At 42.6% G+C, this 18451-nt stretch carries 14 protein-coding genes; 6 read left to right on the forward strand and 8 right to left on the reverse strand.

Features of this window, described 5'->3' with window-relative positions:
* The first annotated feature begins 185 nt into the window (after positions 1-185).
* A complete protein-coding gene (acnB, locus tag IEY48_RS02695) occupies positions 186-2783 on the forward strand; it encodes a bifunctional aconitate hydratase 2/2-methylisocitrate dehydratase (protein WP_188916991.1) in 2598 nt (865 codons plus the stop codon).
* Between the two features lie 96 nt (positions 2784-2879).
* Here acnB and IEY48_RS02700 read toward each other — a convergent pair whose 3' ends face one another.
* The 8 genes from IEY48_RS02700 to priA all read right to left on the reverse strand — a co-directional run bounded on the left by IEY48_RS02700 (position 2880) and on the right by priA (position 11422).
* On the reverse strand, positions 2880-3185 hold the full coding sequence (locus tag IEY48_RS02700) for a helix-turn-helix domain-containing protein (RefSeq protein WP_188916994.1): 306 nt from the start codon (positions 3183-3185) through the stop codon (positions 2880-2882).
* The gene (locus tag IEY48_RS02705; protein WP_188916995.1) at positions 3178-3555 is read right to left on the reverse strand and encodes a type II toxin-antitoxin system RelE/ParE family toxin; all 378 of its coding nucleotides are present in this window, start codon (positions 3553-3555) and stop codon (positions 3178-3180) included. The genes IEY48_RS02700 and IEY48_RS02705 overlap by 8 nt, the downstream gene beginning before the upstream one ends.
* Positions 3556-4096: 541 nt before the next feature.
* Entirely contained in the window at positions 4097-4483 is a 387-nt protein-coding gene (locus IEY48_RS02710; protein ID WP_188916997.1) for a gamma-butyrobetaine hydroxylase family protein, read from the reverse strand.
* 162 nt (positions 4484-4645) lie between these two features.
* Entirely contained in the window at positions 4646-5971 is a 1326-nt protein-coding gene (gene hslU, locus IEY48_RS02715; protein WP_188916999.1) for an ATP-dependent protease ATPase subunit HslU, read from the reverse strand.
* 25 nt (positions 5972-5996) lie between these two features.
* Positions 5997-6521, reverse strand: coding sequence for an ATP-dependent protease subunit HslV (hslV, locus tag IEY48_RS02720; RefSeq protein ID WP_188917001.1), 525 nt, complete (start codon positions 6519-6521; stop codon positions 5997-5999).
* Positions 6522-6679: 158 nt separating this feature from the next.
* On the reverse strand, positions 6680-7297 hold the full coding sequence (locus IEY48_RS02725; RefSeq protein WP_188917185.1) for an SPOR domain-containing protein: 618 nt from the start codon (positions 7295-7297) through the stop codon (positions 6680-6682).
* Positions 7297-9042, reverse strand: coding sequence for an arginine--tRNA ligase (argS, locus tag IEY48_RS02730; RefSeq protein WP_188917003.1), 1746 nt, complete (start codon positions 9040-9042; stop codon positions 7297-7299). Before argS ends, IEY48_RS02725 begins: the two co-directional genes overlap by 1 nt.
* Positions 9043-9226: 184 nt before the next feature.
* Entirely contained in the window at positions 9227-11422 is a 2196-nt protein-coding gene (priA, locus tag IEY48_RS02735; RefSeq protein ID WP_188917005.1) for a primosomal protein N', read from the reverse strand.
* 82 nt (positions 11423-11504) lie between these two features.
* On the opposite strand from priA, the gene IEY48_RS02740 reads away from it, so the two are divergent.
* The 5 genes from IEY48_RS02740 (at position 11505) to csrD (ending at position 18252) form a co-directional block, all read left to right on the forward strand.
* Positions 11505-12293, forward strand: a complete 789-nt coding sequence (locus tag IEY48_RS02740; RefSeq protein WP_229786297.1) for a FimV/HubP family polar landmark protein — start codon at positions 11505-11507, stop codon at positions 12291-12293.
* A 259-nt stretch (positions 12294-12552) separates the two neighbouring features.
* A complete protein-coding gene (locus IEY48_RS02745) occupies positions 12553-13851 on the forward strand; it encodes a FimV/HubP family polar landmark protein (protein ID WP_188917009.1) in 1299 nt (432 codons plus the stop codon).
* Between the two features lie 363 nt (positions 13852-14214).
* Positions 14215-14427: a 50S ribosomal protein L31 gene (rpmE, locus tag IEY48_RS02750; protein ID WP_188917011.1), complete on the forward strand. Its 213-nt coding sequence runs from the start codon at positions 14215-14217 to the stop codon at positions 14425-14427.
* Positions 14428-14890: 463 nt separating this feature from the next.
* Positions 14891-16138: a malic enzyme-like NAD(P)-binding protein gene (locus tag IEY48_RS02755; protein ID WP_188917013.1), complete on the forward strand. Its 1248-nt coding sequence runs from the start codon at positions 14891-14893 to the stop codon at positions 16136-16138.
* A gap of 200 nt (positions 16139-16338) precedes the next feature.
* Positions 16339-18252, forward strand: a complete 1914-nt coding sequence (csrD, locus tag IEY48_RS02760; protein WP_188917015.1) for an RNase E specificity factor CsrD — start codon at positions 16339-16341, stop codon at positions 18250-18252.
* The last annotated feature ends 199 nt before the right edge of the window (positions 18253-18451 follow it).

The following is an 18451-nucleotide window of genomic DNA, read 5'->3' on the forward strand; positions in this document are numbered from 1 at the left end:
AAATTGATTTTTAGCTGGATAAATCGAGTTGATTTAAAGCTTCTAACAGTGTGATCTGATTCATACTTTTATAAAGCTGTAGTATACTAAACATCGGATTTCAAGCCCGAACCTGTGGAATTATCAGCGTAACAATATGTGCGCTGAGTTTCGCCGTTAGGCGTCAAACAAAGAGGAATGTTGCCGTGCTAGAAGCATATCGTAAACACGTCGCAGAACGTGCTGCAGAGGGTGTTGTCCCTAAGCCATTAGATGCACAACAAGTGGCTGAATTAGTAAAATTAGTTGAGACTCCTCCTGCTGGGGAAGAGGCTGTAGTCCTCGACTTATTAGAAAACCGTATCCCACCAGGTGTTGATGAAGCTGCCTACGTGAAAGCGGCATTCTTAGACGCAGTGGCAAAAGGCACTGTAAAATCACCTATTTTATCAGCTGAACGCGCAGTTGAGTTATTAGGTACTATGCAAGGCGGTTACAACATTGAGCCGTTAATTGCTCAATTAGAAACTCCAGCATTAGCACCACTGGCTGTTAAAGCATTATCAAACACATTATTAATGTTTGATGCATACCACGACGTGGTAGAAAAAATGCAAGCTGGTAATGAGTCGGCTAAACAAGTGGTTGAAGCTTGGGCAAATGCGGATTGGTTCTTAAACCGTCCAAAACTTGCTGACAAAGTGACCTTGACTGTATTTAAAGTGGCGGGTGAAACCAACACTGATGACCTGTCTCCAGCACCTGATGCATGGTCTCGTCCAGATATCCCATTACATGCATTAGCCATGTTGAAAAACGCCCGTGACGGCATCGTACCTGATGTGTCTGGCGAAGTGGGCCCAATCAAAGAAATCGAAGCCTTAAAAGAAAAAGGTCACCCGCTTGTTTATGTTGGTGATGTTGTAGGTACCGGTTCTTCACGTAAATCAGCAACTAACTCAGTATTGTGGTTCATGGGTGATGATATCCCTTATGTACCTAACAAGCGCGCTGGTGGTTTCTGTTTAGGTAACAAGATTGCCCCTATTTTCTTCAACACTATGGAAGATGCAGGCGCATTACCGATTGAGCTAAACGTTGATAACATGGAAATGGGCGATGTTATCGACATTTATCCATATGAAGGCGTAGTTAAGCGTGGCGGTACTGACGAAGTTATCTCTACGTTCGAGCTTAAAACTGACGTATTGTTAGACGAAGTTCGTGCTGGTGGTCGTATTCCATTGATCATTGGTCGCGGCTTAACAGATCGCGCACGTGAAACGTTAGGCTTACCAGCATCTGACGTATTTGTTCGTCCTGAAGATGTTGTTGCATCAGACAAGGGCTTTACCCTTGCACAAAAAATGGTCGGTAAAGCATGTGGCGTGAAAGGTATTCGTCCTGGCCAATATTGCGAACCTAAAATGACCTCAGTAGGCTCGCAAGATACTACTGGCCCAATGACACGTGATGAGTTAAAAGACTTAGCCTGTTTAGGTTTTAGTGCTGATTTAACCATGCAGTCATTCTGTCACACAGCGGCTTATCCAAAGCCAGTTGACGTTGAAACACACCACAAACTGCCTGATTTCATCATGAACCGTGGCGGTGTTGCGTTACGTCCAGGTGATGGTGTTATTCACTCTTGGTTAAACCGTATGCTGTTACCAGATACCGTTGGTACTGGTGGTGATTCACATACTCGTTTCCCAATTGGTATTTCATTCCCAGCCGGTTCTGGCCTAGTAGCTTTTGCTGCAGCAACAGGTGTGATGCCTCTTGATATGCCAGAATCAGTTTTGGTTCGCTTTAAAGGTAAAATGCAACCAGGTATCACACTGCGTGACCTAGTACATGCTATCCCGTTAAAGGCGATTGAAATGGGTCTGTTAACGGTTGAGAAAAAAGGCAAAATTAATGCTTTCTCTGGTCGCGTATTAGAAATCGAAGGTCTTGAAAAACTGAAAGTTGAACAAGCATTCGAACTGTCTGATGCATCTGCAGAGCGTAGTGCTGCTGGTTGTACTATTAAGTTAGACAAAGAGCCAATCATTGAATACTTAAACTCTAACATCGTGATGTTAAAGTGGATGATCAGCGAAGGTTATGGCGATCGCCGTACCATCGAACGTCGTATTCTTGCAATGCAAGAGTGGATTGCTAACCCTGAGTTGATGGAAGCTGATAAAGATGCAGAATATGCTGAAATTATCGAAATCGACTTAAACGACATTAAAGAGCCAATCCTTTGTGCACCAAACGATCCTGATGATGCAGTATTATTATCAAGCGTTGCAGACACTAAGATTGACGAAGTGTTCGTGGGTTCTTGTATGACAAACATCGGTCACTTCCGTGCAACCGGTAAGATGTTAGACAAGTTTGCTAAAACATTGCCAACACGCTTATGGATTGCGCCTCCAACTAAGATGGACCGCGACCAGTTAACGGAAGAAGGTTACTATTCAATCTTCGGTCGTGTCGGTGCTCGTATAGAGATCCCTGGTTGTTCTCTTTGTATGGGTAACCAGGCACGTGTTGCTGAAGGTGCTACCGTTGTGTCTACTTCAACGCGTAACTTCCCTAACCGTTTAGGTACTGGTGCAAACGTTTACTTAGCATCAGCTGAGCTTGCGGCTGTAGCAGCCTTGTTAGGTCGTCTACCTTCTCCACAAGAGTATCAAGAATACGCGAAAGAATTAGATGCAACTGCAGCTGACACTTACCGTTACTTGAACTTCGATCAAATCGACTCTTACACGAAGAAAGCTGACAGCGTGATTTTCCAAGCTGCTGTTTAAGTTTGAACTAGTTAATTGTTGAATTAAAAATGCCAGCAGAAATGCTGGCATTTTTGTTTGGGTTTCGAGGCGAGGGTTTGATTATGGAATTACTCGTTACGCTTTAAGTAAATCAAAACCATTTTTTTGCACTAGATGTAGCAGTTTTAAAGCAGGCCCTTCAGGATGTCGTTTACCTTGCTCCCATTTTTGTACACTCGATACTGAAACATTAAGGCCCCTCGCAAATACAGGTTGGCTAAGATTATTTGTGATTCGAATATGTTTAATTTGCGCTGCCGACAATACGTTTATTTCAGGTAAACAGAGAACATCTAGCTCACGCATGGTCGCCGTTTTCATGACTCCTGTATCATGTAAGCCTTGTGCTGTGTTATGAAGTGATTTTAATAATCTACTCATCTCGTATTACCTCGTAAAGTGCTTTGCTTTTTAATGCTTTAGCTAACTGCTTATTGTCGTAAGAGAGCAACTCTTTAGCAATAATCTTTAATGCTGTCTTTTCTTTTATTGAAATATTCGCCTTTTCATTTTTGGAAAAACCAAAGATAAAAAACGATTTATCATCAACGTTAAAAGCAATGATAGTTCTAAAACCACCACTTTTACCTTGGCCAGTTCGAGCAACTCGTTTTTTAATGACATTACCACCAAGTTTGGCATCGATAAGTCCATTTTCAACTTCTTGAATCGCAGCGAGTAGGGCAGAATCATCAACATTTTCATTTTTAGCCCAAGATGTAAAATCAGGTGTTTTGAATATTCTGCCCACTTAAAATCCTTTAAGTGTATCACTGAGTCATACAGTTCATATTAGCATTTGAGTGTTTTCTAAGCAAGAATCGGGTGGCGTTAAGAATAAACTAAGGTTTTTATTGGTTATAAGGCATGCCCAAGGGCAAGCAATGGATGCAAATTAATACAAGTAAATGCCAGCAAAGTAGCTGGCATTTTATTTGGGGCTTTTAACGTTTTCGAATGATAACGACATCTTTTTTACGCACGTTATTAACGTTGGCGATGTTATATGTTATTGGTTTAACGACGGTTATTTTTTGAGTGGCCACTCTATTCACCGGGGGCACTAAGTGTCCTCGATGAAAAAATGGAGCGCATCCACTCAAGCTAACCAAGGTCATTATTACTAGCAATACTTTAATTTTTGACGCTGATGTGTGGGTTAACTGTTTCATAAAAACCTCATTACGATTGAACCATAACACCTAGATTAATCGTTTGAGTGTCAACCGCTGATCGTGATGAGTAAAGTTAAGCAAATACCCGAAATTAATTAAGCGTTAACTCGATTGATACTATGAATACTTAATATTCATATCAATCAATGGTTCGCGTGAACCTTTCTCTGCCCGCAGTCTAGCTAAATACTGCTGCCATAATTCAGCTTGATTGCTGCATAAATTGTATAGCACTTGCCAAGAATATAGGCCGGTGTCATGACCATCATCAAAGGTGATTTTTACCGCATAATGACCCACAGGTTCGAGCGCTTTGATATTTACCGCTTTCTTGTGAGTGACTAATATTGGGTTGCCATGACGCTGTACTTCAGCCGACGGGGAGAATACGCGGAGCATTTCACAGCTGATGTTGTAGGTTTGGCCGTTATCAAATGTGACTTCTAATAACTTAGATTGGCGCTTAAGCTTAATACCACTAACAGTTGGCGTTGATTGAGTCATGGGAATACCTATAAAAAAAAGGATTAACGCTAAATCGCAGATTATCATCATACGCGACTTTGCTGTTAATCCTATTGTTGTTAAGTCTATTTGTGACGTTTAATGTCCATCAGTTTGTGTCGATAAATTATGTATCAACACAAAATGATTTAAGCTTAAATCTTATAAAATAAAGCGGCTTAAATCTTCATCTTGTACCAAGGTATCAAGGTGATCGTTAACATACTGTGCATCAATCGCAAACGTAGAGCCTGACTTTTCAGACGCATCGTAAGAGATTTCTTCCATCAGCTTTTCCATCACGGTATGCAAACGGCGAGCGCCAATATTTTCAGTGCGCTCATTGACTTGCCATGCTGCTTCTGCAATGCGTTCAATGCCTGATTCTGCAAACTCTATCGTGACACCTTCTGTTGCCATTAGCGCAATATATTGTTCAGTTAAAGATGCATGTGGCTCAGTCAGAATACGCTTAAAATCACTAGCCGTTAGGGCATCTAACTCAACACGAATAGGTAAACGACCTTGCAACTCTGGGATTAAGTCAGATGGTTTTGACATCTGGAATGCACCCGAGGCAATAAATAAAATATGGTCGGTTTTCACCATGCCGTGTTTAGTGGTGACAGTACAGCCTTCAACTAATGGCAGTAAATCACGTTGCACACCTTCACGCGACACATCTGGGCCTGAGCTTTCGCCGCGCTTACAGATTTTGTCGATTTCGTCTAAAAACACAATGCCATTTTGTTCAACCAACTCGATGGCTTGCTCTTTAAGATCTTCTTGATTAACCAGCTTGGCGGCTTCATCTTCAACTAGCTGTTTGTAAGCATCTTTAATCTTAAGCTTTTTGCGTTTTGAGGTGCTTTGGCCAAGATTTTGGAATAAACCTTGTAGCTGGTTGGTCATTTCTTCCATGCCTGGAGGTGACATGATTTCAACGCCAATTTGTGGCGCAGCCACATCGATTTCAATTTCTTTGTCGTCTAGCTGGCCTTCACGCAGTTTTTTACGGAATACTTGACGGGTGTTTGAGTCGTCTTTTGGCTCAGTGTCCCAATCATCTTTCGCTTTAGGCAATAGCGCGTCTAGAATTCGTTCTTCGGCCATTTCTTCAGCGCGATGACGACATTTTTTCATTTGCTGCTCGCGGGTCATTTTCACCGCTGAGTCAGTTAAATCACGGATGATTTGTTCAACCTCTTTACCGACATAACCCACTTCGGTAAATTTTGTCGCTTCCACTTTAATAAATGGCGCGTTAGCTAGTTTGGCTAAACGACGGGCTATTTCGGTTTTACCGACACCGGTTGGGCCAATCATTAAAATGTTTTTTGGGGTGACTTCGTGACGTAACGACGGCTCAAGCTGCATACGGCGCCAGCGGTTACGTAAGGCAACGGCGACTGAGCGTTTAGCATTTTTTTGGCCGATGATATGCGAGTCTAGTTCGTGAACAATCTCGCGTGGAGTCATTTCAGACATAACTGTTCCTTTATTAACGCTCGAATTAGTAATCTAACTTTTCGATAGTTTTGAATTGGTTGGTAAATACGCAAATGTCGCCGGCAATGGTCAACGATTTATCCGCAATTTCTTCGGCGCTGAGTTCGGTATTTTGCAATAGGGCGAGTGCTGAGGCTTGGGCATAGTTACCACCCGAGCCAATGGCCACTAGGTCGTATTCTGGCTGCACTACATCGCCGTTACCGGTAATAATTAATGAGGCTTCACCATCAGCCACCACTAACATGGCTTCGAGTTTGCGCAGCATTCTGTCGGTACGCCAATCTTTGGCAAGCTCAACGGCTGACTTTAATAAATGGCCTTGATGCATTTCGAGCTTGGCTTCAAAGCGCTCAAAAAGAGTAAATGCATCGGCTGTACCGCCTGCAAAACCAGCTAATACTTTATTATGATACAAGCGACGCACTTTACGCGCGTTGCCTTTCATGACGGTATTGCCTAAAGATACTTGGCCATCGCCTGCGATGACAACTTGATTATTGCGGCGTACGGATACGATTGTAGTCACGGTAAATCCTCTTTTAATGCATCAACGAATGCAATTGTTGATTCATGATTAAAATGGATATGGGGCCAAAATGAGAGATATCAAGGACAGCATTAAAAAAGCCCTGCTCAAGTGAACAGGGCTGATGAAAGTTTATCGCGTTAGTCGATAGAAAAGCGCTATTGCCATAACCAAATTTGGCAGGTGTTAATGCCTGACTTTTGCATTTTATGGCGGTTGGTTTCAGCTTCGCGTTTGTTGGGGAAAGGCCCTAATACTACGCGGTACCAAATACCATTTGTGCCTTCGCTGCGTCGCACTTGGGCTTCCATACCTTGAAATGCTATGCGGGCTTTCATTTCATTTGCTTGTGACTCTTGTCTAAACGAGCCGCATTGCATTTGATAAATACCGCTTGAAACCACGCCTGTAGCAGGCAAGTCAATTTCAACTTCTTTGTTTTCTAATTCTTCAAGATAAGTCCACTCTTCTTGAGGCATAGGCGGCAAAGCATTAGGATCTGGCTTAACCACTTTTTTGGCCGCAGGTGTCGGCGCAGTTTCAGTTTCAGCTTGTACGGTTTTCTTTTTAGGTTGCTGGGCGGGCTCTGTCACCTGGATGTCTGAGCTGCCGTTTATCGACCATAAAAAGTAACCAAAGCCGATAATAAGCGCGACAACAACAAATACAGGCAAATACGGAAAGCTGCGCGCCGGCGCTTTTTTACGCTTGGTTGCACGGCTTTTAGTGGGTTTGCTTCCCTTAGGTTTGCGGTTTGCGTAGTCGCGACTCATGATTACATCCGCTCTAAAGTTTCAATGCCAAGCAGAGATAAACCGGTTTTAAGGGTGTTGGCAGTAAGTTGCGATAACAATAAACGGCTTTGTTTTTGCGCTTCAGTGTCAGCCGCTAAAACTGGGCAGGCTTCGTAAAAGCTTGAGAACTCACTCGCTAACTCAAACAAGTAGCCACACAGCACATGTGGTAAGCCTTTGTCTGTCATGCGAGTTAATACTTCACCAAACTGGGCTAACTTGGTGCCTAAATCTTTTTCTTTTTCGTGTTCAAGGACGATTTTAGCCTGACTTAAATCGATGTCTTCAGCACGTTTGAAAATACCGGCTACGCGAGTATAGGCATACAGTAAGTATGGCGCGGTATTACCCTCGAAACTTAGCATTTGCTCGAAGCTGAAAATATAATCGCTGGTGCGGTTTTTAGATAAGTCAGCGTACTTAACTGCACTGATCCCGACAACGCGGGCGATTTCAGTGAGTGTTGCTTCGTCCATGTCTGGATTTTTGCTGCGCACCAGTTCAAGTGCGCGCACGTTCGCTTCATCTAATAAGTCGACTAATTTAACTACGCCGCCTGAACGGGTTTTAAATGGACGACCATCTTCACCGTTCATGGTGCCAAAGCCTGTGTGCTCTAGAGACATTTCTGGACGAACAAATTTTGCTAACTTGGCAAGGCTAAATACTTGCTGGAAATGCAGCGCTTGGCGTAAATCAACAAAGTACAGTGCGCGGTCGGCTTTCAGTACGTTTGAACGATAGCGCATTGCGGCTAAATCAGAAGTGGCATATAAGTAACCGCCATCAGCTTTTTGAATAATAACCGGTAATGGCTCGCCTTCTTTAGTGCGGAATTCTTCTTGGAATACCACTTTAGCGCCATTACTTTCGCTCAATAACCCTTGGGCGTCTAAATCTTTAACGACCTGAGCAAGGTCTGCGTTGTAAGCACTTTCGCCGTGAACATCAGCGCGCGTTAGGCTCACACCTAGACGTTTGTATACATCATGACAGTGGCTTAGTGAGATGTCGTTAAACTCACGCCATAGTTTATTGCAGTATTCGTCGCCCGATTGTAAGGCAACCACTAACTGGCGTGCGCGGGTGGCAAATTCTGTTGATTCGTCAAAGCGGACTTTTGCGGCACGGTAAAAGCTTTCTAGATCAGACAATTCCATTTTGGCTTGTTCGCCATTGGCTGCACGTAACTCTTCCATGTAGGCCAGTAACATACCGAATTGTGTGCCCCAGTCGCCAACGTGGTTTTGACGGATTACGTTATGACCTAAAAACTCAAGCGCACGAACAACGCTGTCACCAATAATGGTTGAACGTAAGTGACCTACGTGCATTTCTTTAGCTAGGTTTGGCGATGAATAATCGACAACGATAGTTTGCTTAGTCGGTAAGCTCACGCCTAAGTGGTCATCGTTTAATGCTTGTTGTAGCTGATTAGCTAATGCGTTGTCGTCGATAAAGAAATTAATAAAACCTGGGCCGGCGATTTCAACTTTAGCAACGTGCGATGATGCCGGTAAGTTGTCGATGATCAATTGGGCTAATTCGCGTGGATTCTTTTTTGCTATTTTGGTCAGCATCATTGCAAGGTTAGTCGCTAAGTCACCATGACTTTTATCTTTAGTGCGATCGACCTGAATGCGCGCTTGAAAATCAGCTGGCACAATACCTTGCTGTTTAAAAGATTCGAGGGTTTGTTCTAGTAAAGATTCAATATGTGATTTCATGGGCGTTTGCTTGCACTAATTCGTTAAATGAATGACATGACGGAACCGCGTATTTTAGCCGTTTATGGGGTGTAATTGCTATCGGCTTTGGCGGAAATATTGGTTTTTTTATCATAAACCTGAATAACAATCTCAGTGAACGGTATTACAGAGGTTATAACCAATGATGACACGGCGGTTGCTATTACATTAAATCTTGTGGGTCGCGATCAATCGTCCAGCGACAGCGTTTACTTTCAGGGAGTTGTTCAATTTGACTCAGTACCTGCTCAAATACCGTTTGTAGTTGCTGACGATTTTTGGCCTGCAGCATTAACTGGCGTCGATATTTTCCGGCTTTACGGTCTAATGGCGCGGGGATTGGGCCAATCACTTCGAGTTCGTTACTTTGCGGGATAAGCTGGCTTATTTGAGCTAAAAAGGCGTCAGCATCTTGAGCCAAGTGCGCCTCTGCTCTAATTAACACCATGTGCCATGCTGGCGGTAACAATGCTTGTTGGCGCTCCGTTAACTGGCTGCGGGCAAATTCACCGTAACCACGTTGCAGCAAATCGCGCAAAATGGGGTTGTCACTTTGGTGGGTTTGTAACAGCACTTTACCGGGTTTATCGGCGCGACCCGCGCGGCCTGACACTTGAGTGTATAGCTGACCAAAACGCTCAGGCGCACGAAAATCGGCACTGAATAATGCGCCGTCTACATCCAATAAGCCCACTAACGTCACATCGGGAAAATGATGTCCTTTAGCCAGCATTTGGGTACCCACCAGAATTTTATATTTACCCATGTAAATCCCTTGTAGCTGTTGCTCAAGGGATCCTTTTCGGCGGGTAGTGTCGCGATCAATGCGCACAACTGGATATTGCGGGAACAGCTTCACCAACTCTTGCTCAAGCTGTTCTGTGCCTAAACCGTGTCCCATTAACATGGTGCTACCACATTGATGACATTGTTTCGGGATAGCATATTGATTACCACAGTGGTGACAGCAAATTTCGTTTAAGCCTTGATGTACGGTAAAAAAGGCATCGCAGCGATCGCATTCATGCAAATGGCCACATTCGTGGCACAGTAACGCTGGGGCAAAACCACGACGATTTAAAAACAATAACACCTGGTTGCCAGCATCGAGGTGCATGCGCATTTCGTTAATTAACGAGGCTGACATGCCGGCTTTTAAGGGCTGTGAAGTGATATCGATAATGCCTTGCTTCACTTTTTGCGCCGCGCCAGCACGCTCGCTTAATTCAAGGTGGTGGTAACGGCCAGATATCGCATTTTGTAGGGTTTCAAGTGAAGGCGTTGCTGAGCCAAGTACCACTTGAATATCTTCTAAATGGCCGCGCATTACGGCTAGATCGCGGGCGTGGTAGCGCACACCTTCTTGCTGTTTAAAGCTGCTGTCGTGCTCTTCGTCTAAAATAATCAGACCAGGAAACGCCATTGGTGTGAACAATGCCGAACGAGTACCAATAATAATCGCTGCTTCGCCAACGCGTGCTTGTCGCCAGGCTTCAAGGCGCTGGTTGTCGGTCAATCCTGAATGAATCACCGCCACTTTGACTTCAAACCGGCGTTTAAAGCGATTAATGGTTTGCGGGGTTAAGCCTATTTCGGGCACTAAAATAAGTGCCTGTTTACCTTGTTTTAAAATGGTTTCGAGCAAGGTTAAATAGACTTCGGTTTTACCCGAGCCGGTTATACCTTCTAGTAAGGTGCAGTGAAATCCTTGCTGTTGCGTAAGGACAGAAACCGCTACCGCTTGCTGTTTATTTAATTTGTGCGGCGACTCGTTCATGTGCAGCTTGTGACGCCAGCTCAAGTCGTGAGTAATGACCGCACTTTTTTGTTCAATCCATTGCTTATCTTGCAATGCTTTAAGCGCAGATTTACTTAACGCTTGGGTGGTAAATTCATCTTGAGTTAACGGATTATCTAGCAATAAATCGAAGAGTTTTTTTTGTGCAGGGGCGCGTTTAAGGACGCTTGAGTCTGCTTGACGGCCTTGCTCGTTTAAATGATATTCAACCATGGCTTGTGGTGTAGCATCTAACCCTTTGCGCAGGGCGACAGGAAGGGCTTGGCTGAGCATTTGCCCTTGGGAGGTAAAATAATATCTTGCCGCCCAAAGCGTTAATTTGTATAGCGAGTCGGGCAGTAATGGGGCATCATCTAATACCTCGGTAACCGACTTGATTTGTTGTGGTGCTAACGCACAAGTGTCTGTGATTGCGGTGATTAACCCTATGAGTTGTTGGCGGCCAAAAGGTACTTTAACTCGCAACCCAATTTGCAGCGTTGTTTGTTGCTCGTCTTTTACGCGGTAACTAAAGTTTTGGCGTAGTGGGACGGGTAAGGCGACTTCAACAAACACGGGCATAGGACTTCATCATTATTTAATGCTATCTAAGATTGTGGATCAGTTTACCTCTAAGTGTCATCAAAGTGATAGGGCAAGTGTTATGTATAAAAGACTTATTATGGTCTTGTTTGTTGTAGGCGGAATGTTTGTGAGTGTGATGCATGCTTTTGCTCAAGTCAGCCATGTGAGCATCAATAGCCGTCAATTTGATGTGGGTCAGCAAGCTTTATTAAAAATGAATCTAGTTGTGCAAAATGATGATGGCTCACAACTCAACTTTTACACTCGCCAGCAAATTGAGGGCGAGATGCAACAACAAAAATTACTGGTTCAACCTATAAATCGATTTTTAGTGCAGCTCAGTGGTCAGCAAATTATTACCGATACTCAGGCTCAGTTAGTGGTGACAGTAAACAGTCCTGATGGTGCTGTTTTATTAGCCGTGTTGGCATTGTTTGACGCGCCGTTGTCATTTAACAGTGCTCAGTTAACGAAAGTGTCAACAACATCAATGCCATCAGTTATAGCCAATAAACCGACATCTGCACACGTGGGTGTAACGCGTGATAATACTGAGCAAGTTGATGCTGTTAATAAACCCTCTTTACGACCTCAAATACCTGAAAATTGCCAGATTATAAAAGACAACTCAGATACTTTATGGCGTATTGCGGAGCGTTATAAAGGGCAATGGAATACCAGTGTTTATGGTGCGATGTTAGCGATTTTTGAAGCGAATATGTTGGCATTCTCAAAACAAAAAATTCATTTATTACTTAAAGATGCGCCATTGAACTGTCCGTCGTCGAACATATTGGCCCAATATGATAATAAAACAGTCGATAAAGAAGTGTTTGAAGTCATCGAGGCTAAACATGCAGCTAATTAGAGCCATGTGCGATTAAGTGTGACAAAGTTAAATAAAGCTTGAGTAATTACTCAGGTATGTCAGTAATTGGTTGCAGCAATGAATGTTAATTTATATAGTTGTTTGCTTTAATACTGGTCGCTCGCAAAAAATAAAGTCAGTGTAAAAATAACGCGGCAATATTAAATAGATAATTACAAACAATAATAAAGAATATAATAAATGGATTTTCAGCGTTATAGACGCTGTCTTAAAGCTTTGCTAAGTGAAGGATGATTGGATGAAAGGCGTAAAGTTGCTAGTCATATTGGCATTCATGGCGGTAGGGCAGGTTTCAGCTGTCGTTGCTGAAGTCAGCCATATAAGTATAGATACTGCAGCTTTTGAGCGTGGAAAATTACCAACGCTAACTGTCAATGTAGTAACCGAACACCATGATTTATCTAGGTTAACTTTTTATTTACGTCAAATTTATCAAGATAATATCGTATTAGAAAAATTAGACGTAGAACGTCAAGGTAACGACGTATTTTTACTCAATGGTAAAGAACAACTTCGTGATCCCGACGCTGCGCTCATTGTGTCTGAGTTTCGAAATGCCAAGTGGCAACAATATTCACCCGTTCCGCTATTTAGCCCAGTCTTACAAGTGAGTAATCACCACCCTGTCGCAATCAAAAAAATGAAGTTACCTTCATCTTCAATTCCAGCTTCTACAACTACAGCTACTACTACTAATACAGTCAGTCGAGTTGTCGACTCCACTCCAGTATTAGCCCAAACCCAAGAGTTGCTAGAAGGGTGTAATATTCTTAAGCAACCAGATGACTCGTTATGGAAAATAGCAGTTAGGTATCGTAAACAATGGAACTCTAATATTTACGGAGCAATGTTGGCATTGTACGAGTCTAATCCTCAAGCTTTTTATCAAGGCAACATTAGCATGTTGCAATTAGACAGTTCATTACGCTGTCCACCTGCAGATATATTGGTTAAGTACCAAAATGTTAAGGCCGACAGAGTGACCTTTGATAACTTAGTGGTCAGCCAACAAGGTAAAGCAACTGCGGTTGTCGCCAAGACACCGAGCCTACCTACAGTAACCACAGACAGTGTATTGGCATCAACCACTGAGGTAGAGCCTACATTGTTAGCCAGTACTCAAGAGATTGCGCCAGTTGAAAAAAGCACTCCAATAGCCATTGCCGATAACATTGCAGAGAGCATTGTTGATACCAGTATCGATATAAACGTGAGTGTAGACGCTGATGAAATGGCAGATACAACCGATGAAATGACGCTGAGCGACTCATCGCTATGTGTTATTGATAAACGCCCAGAAGATAATTTATGGCGCGTTGCAGTGCGTAATCAAAAACAATTACACACTAATGTTTATGGCACCATGTTGGCGATTTTCGATGCCAATCCGCAAGCATTCGTGAATAATAAGATTTATTTGTTAATGGCAGATAGTGTGCTGATTTGCCCATCAGAGGCAATCTTGCAGCAGTATCAAGATGCGACAAAAGACAGGTTAGCTTATGAAGCATTTGAACAACAGCAAAGGCAACCCTAAAGCTCAATCAAAGTTTACTTAACCTGATTTCGGGATAAGGGATGAACTTATGCTATTTAAAATCAACATGTTACCCATTTTTCACTTTCAAGCTTGTCATTTGTTCTGCTAACAAGGCGAATTGACGCGTCAATAGCTAGCCTATTGCAAGTCGATTCAACGCAGTTAGCAGGGCAAAGGACTGTTTGAAAGGCGTTTATTATCCCGAGCTCGGGTTAATTATAGTAATGCTTATAAATTCTACTTGTCTGAACAGAGTAGACACTGTATTATCTCGCGCCTAAAACATATTGTTATTAACTGCATGTGGTGTCCAACTTCGGGTTGTGATAGCGACATGGCCTTCAATTTAAGGTACTCCAAATGAAACCTGGTATTCACCCAAATTACGCTGAAATCACTGCAACTTGTACTTGTGGTAACGTTATCAAAGTAAATTCAACTGTAGGTAAAGACTTACACTTGGACGTATGTGGTGCATGTCACCCATTCTACACTGGTACTCAGAAAGTTGTTGACACTGGCGGTCGTATCGACAAGTTCAACAAGCGTTTTGGTATGCTTGGCAAGAAGTAATTGCAATGCAATTAACTTCAAAAAGGCGCCTTTGGCGCCTTTTTTGTTTTTAGTCTCCGCGAGCACAGCTCTTGTCGGTGTCTGCACAACTCTTCAATTGATTTTTTTAATAGTGAAAACTTATTTTTTCACTGTAAACAATTAAAAAAAGCCTCGATGGCTCTTTATTGTTATTTAAGCAAAATAAATAACAAATAATGCGGGGAAAACGCTTTATGATCGGTAAATCTTGTTATTTTCCTACATTTTTAACTCTTTGATTTATATATATTCATGTTCGCTTATTTTGATTAACAAAACTTAGCCCCTTTTACAGCGTCCAACACATCCTATGGCAGAGTTTTTGATTTCTATCGCCTCTGTAATAGCGTATCGTTACAAAACTTTCGATGACTTAGCATAATCAAGATATTTGAGGCGCGAGTCACAATTTTACTACATAGCGCATTTCAGGAAATATAAAATGTCGGATATTCGTCAACAAGCACTCGATTATCATGAATTCCCAGTACCAGGTAAAACGGCCGTTTGCCTAACTAAACCTGCCCAATCTAGCCATGACCTAGCACTCGCCTATAGCCCGGGTGTTGCAGAGCCGGTAAGAGAGATTGCTTCTAACCCTGAAAATGCTTATCGCTATACCAATAAAGGCAACACTGTTGCTGTGATTTCTAACGGAACTGCCATTTTAGGCTTAGGTAATTTAGGCCCTTTGGCATCAAAACCTGTTATGGAAGGTAAGTCACTTTTATTTAAGCGTTTTGCCAATATTGATTCAATTGACATTGAAGTTAAGCACCGTACAACTGAAGATTTCATTAATACCGTGGAAGCCATCGCCGACACATTTGGTGGCATCAATTTAGAAGATATTAAAGCGCCTGAGTGTTTTGAAATTGAGCGTGAATTAATTAAACGTTGTAACATCCCTGTGTTTCATGATGATCAGCATGGTACTGCCATTGTGACCGCTGCAGGTATGATCAATGCATTAGAAATCCAAGGCAAAAAAATTGATGATGCAGTATTTGTTTGTTTAGGTGCCGGAGCGGCAGCGATTGCATGTATGAGCATGTTTGTTAAGTGTGGTGCTTTGCGCGAAAATGTTTATATGCTCGACAGACAAGGGGTTATTCATACTCGCCGTGAAGATTTAAATGAATACAAAGCACTATTTGCTAACAATACTGACAAGCGCACTTTGCAAGATGTGATCAAAGACGCTGATGTGTTTTTAGGTTTGTCGGGTGCAGATTTATTAACTGCGGATGATATTGCATTAATGGCACCTAATCCGGTTATTTTTGCTTGCTCAAACCCCGACCCTGAAATTAAACCTGAATTAGCTCATGCCATTCGTAATGATCTGATTATGGGAACAGGCCGAAGCGATTACCCAAATCAGGTGAATAATGTATTGTGCTTCCCGTTTATTTTTAGAGGCGCATTAGATGTGCGTGCTCAAGTGATTAACGATGAAATGAAATTAGCAGCGGTATATGCCATTGCCAATTTAGCTAAAGAGCCGGTACCTGAAGAGGTATTAGCGGCGTACCCTAAAGTGAGTTCTTTGAGCTTCGGTGCTGAATATGTGTTACCTAAACCAATGGATCCGAGGTTATTGCCTAATGTCGCTCGCGCGGTATCGCAAGCCGCAATTGACTCAGGTGTAGCCAAAATCACCACGTTACCGACAGAATATAACGTGTAAAGTTTTCTGGCATATTGACGATGTAATACAAAGGGGCTTAAGCCCCTTTGTATTATCTAACGATTGGCGACGGGTAATAATAAATAATGTGATTGGGTTTGTAGATAAACGATTAGTGAACTTATAGAGCACAATCGTTATACTGATACGGATTTAATTGGGCTAGACCATAAGAATAAATCCAGCAGGATAGCGGATAAATGCAACTCACTAAGATCCTTACAAAAAAACTCACAAGCTTTTGGTTACTGTCGTTAGCTGCCGTCGCGTTTGTGTTTCTTCTGAGCGCAGTGATGAGTTTTATCCAGCTCACTTACAGCTTTCAGCAGCAAAAAGTGACCGAATTAGAAACCATGTTGGTCGCGCATCATAAGCAACACGGTAATAGTCAGCTTGCCACCTGGTTGCCGCCTTTATTGTCAGCGTATAATGCCATCGATTTTACATTGACCCACGATAAACAAGTTATATATCAACTCCATAAAGACAAACCTATCTTGCCCAAGAGCAGCTTAACCCTTTATCAACGTCAGTTAGATCATGGTTTAAGTTTGTCGTTAACCTTGCCTGCGCCATTTGTTCTATATCATTTAGGTTGGTCAGAAGTCATTATTTTACTCATCGGCTTTATTGCCATTGGCCTGTTTGTGCGTTTCGGCCATCGTTGGTATTCGCGCGAACTCGATGGTATTGAACAGCTTGCTCAGCGCAGCAAGTTAATTTTAGAGGGTAATCTAACCCAAGCTGCGCAGGTGCCAACCAATGGCAAACCTCGTTTGATTAACCGAGCGTTGACTAAACTCCTTACCGATTTAGATGATGCTCATAAAGAACGTGGCCGCTTAGACCAATTTATTCGTAAAGACACATTTTTAGATAAACAAACTCAAATTGGCAACGGTATCTTTTTTCAAAACCGTCTAGATGCATTAAGTCATAATCAAAAAATGATTGCCCACGGGGTGCTTATGTTGATCGAGTTTGACGATGTTGACTTAGTTGAAGATAAATTGGGTGAGAGCGATTTAACCGCGATGCTAACCCTAACAACAGAAGCCATCACCGCGGTACTCGCACAATACGAAGACAGTATTTTTGCCAGAAGAAGCTACCAGCAACTCGTGATAGTGGTGCCCCAGCTCTCGTTAGCAGAGGCTGATCAGTTGGCGCAGCGAGTGCTGAAAACCTGCTTAGCCTTACCTTTTTATGGCATAGGTAATCCAGAAAACTTTTTACACCTAGGGAGTGCATTTTTTAAAGCCGGTGATTTGCAGGTGCAATTGATCGATGAAGCCGAAATGGCCCTTCGTGCAGCGCAGTTACAGCAGGTCAACAACTGGTTTATGTATGATAAGGGCTCTGTCGATGAAGAAATTGCAAAAGGCTCAGTTCGTTGGCGCAGCTTTTTAGAAAACGCACTTGTCAGTAAACGTTTTTTTACTTTACAGCAGGCGGTTGTCGACAGTGATAACAGCATTTTACATTATGAGGTTTTCAGCCGTGCACGCGATCATCAAGGCAAGGATGTACGCGCCACTTTATTTATCCCAATGGCAAACAAGTGTGGCTTAATGCCACAGATAGAACGGCAAATACTCGAACAAGTGTTATTTTCCCTAATGCCACAAAATGATGCCACCTATTGCATTAATCTCAGTTTAGATACCTTAGTGAGCCGCGCTTTTGTGCGCTGGATACAGTCAACTCTGTTAGAGCACCGACCGCTAGCGGCGCGACTTATTTTTGAAGTGTCCGAAGACATTATCGTCAAACATCAAAAAAACACCGCTTTAGTGAAATCACTTGATATGTTACGCAAAATGGGGGCAAAACTCGCTGTGGATCATGTCGGTCAACATGTAGTTGGCACCCATTATATTCAGGAGTTTTACTTTGATTTAGTTAAGTTGCATCGCTCAATTGTTCGCCAAGTGCATCAACGTTCGGAGAATCAATTGTTTATTCGCAGTTTAATTGGTGGGCTCTATCGGGCAGAAGTGAAGGTCATTGCTGAAGGTGTGGAGAGTTTTGAAGAATGGCAAACCTTAAAGATTTTAGGGGTAAGTGCTGCTCAAGGTGAGTATTTAGCCCAAATTACAGAGGCGGAAGCTTGAAAAATAGCCTATTTACGTGGTTTTGAGTGAATAGCCCTTGTTTACAATGCAATTGCATTCTATTTTAACGAGGTATGCTATATTGTAATTGCTAACAAAATTAAAACATTAGCCGTGTGTTGTATCAGGAGTTTAATCTTGGCAACGATCCGGCTAAAAAGTCATAAAATTAAACGGGGCAATACTAACAAGTATCTTT

This window comes from Shewanella saliphila (assembly GCF_014648295.1).
In the GTDB taxonomy this organism is placed as follows: domain Bacteria; phylum Pseudomonadota; class Gammaproteobacteria; order Enterobacterales; family Shewanellaceae; genus Shewanella; species Shewanella saliphila.

Excerpts from the sequence above, each read along its gene's own strand:
- IEY48_RS02755 (WP_188917013.1), top strand. The coding sequence starts at position 14,891 with ATGTCGGATATTCGTCAACAAGCACTCGATTATCATGAATTCCCAGTA.
- IEY48_RS02700 (WP_188916994.1), bottom strand. The coding sequence starts at position 3,185 with ATGAGTAGATTATTAAAATCACTTCATAACACAGCACAAGGCTTACAT.
- rpmE (WP_188917011.1), top strand. The coding sequence starts at position 14,215 with ATGAAACCTGGTATTCACCCAAATTACGCTGAAATCACTGCAACTTGT.
- IEY48_RS02710 (WP_188916997.1), bottom strand. The coding sequence starts at position 4,483 with ATGACTCAATCAACGCCAACTGTTAGTGGTATTAAGCTTAAGCGCCAA.
- IEY48_RS02745 (WP_188917009.1), top strand. The coding sequence starts at position 12,553 with ATGAAAGGCGTAAAGTTGCTAGTCATATTGGCATTCATGGCGGTAGGG.
- hslU (WP_188916999.1), bottom strand. The coding sequence starts at position 5,971 with ATGTCTGAAATGACTCCACGCGAGATTGTTCACGAACTAGACTCGCAT.
- IEY48_RS02740 (WP_229786297.1), top strand. The coding sequence starts at position 11,505 with ATGTATAAAAGACTTATTATGGTCTTGTTTGTTGTAGGCGGAATGTTT.
- priA (WP_188917005.1), bottom strand. The coding sequence starts at position 11,422 with ATGCCCGTGTTTGTTGAAGTCGCCTTACCCGTCCCACTACGCCAAAAC.
- csrD (WP_188917015.1), top strand. The coding sequence starts at position 16,339 with ATGCAACTCACTAAGATCCTTACAAAAAAACTCACAAGCTTTTGGTTA.
- argS (WP_188917003.1), bottom strand. The coding sequence starts at position 9,042 with ATGAAATCACATATTGAATCTTTACTAGAACAAACCCTCGAATCTTTT.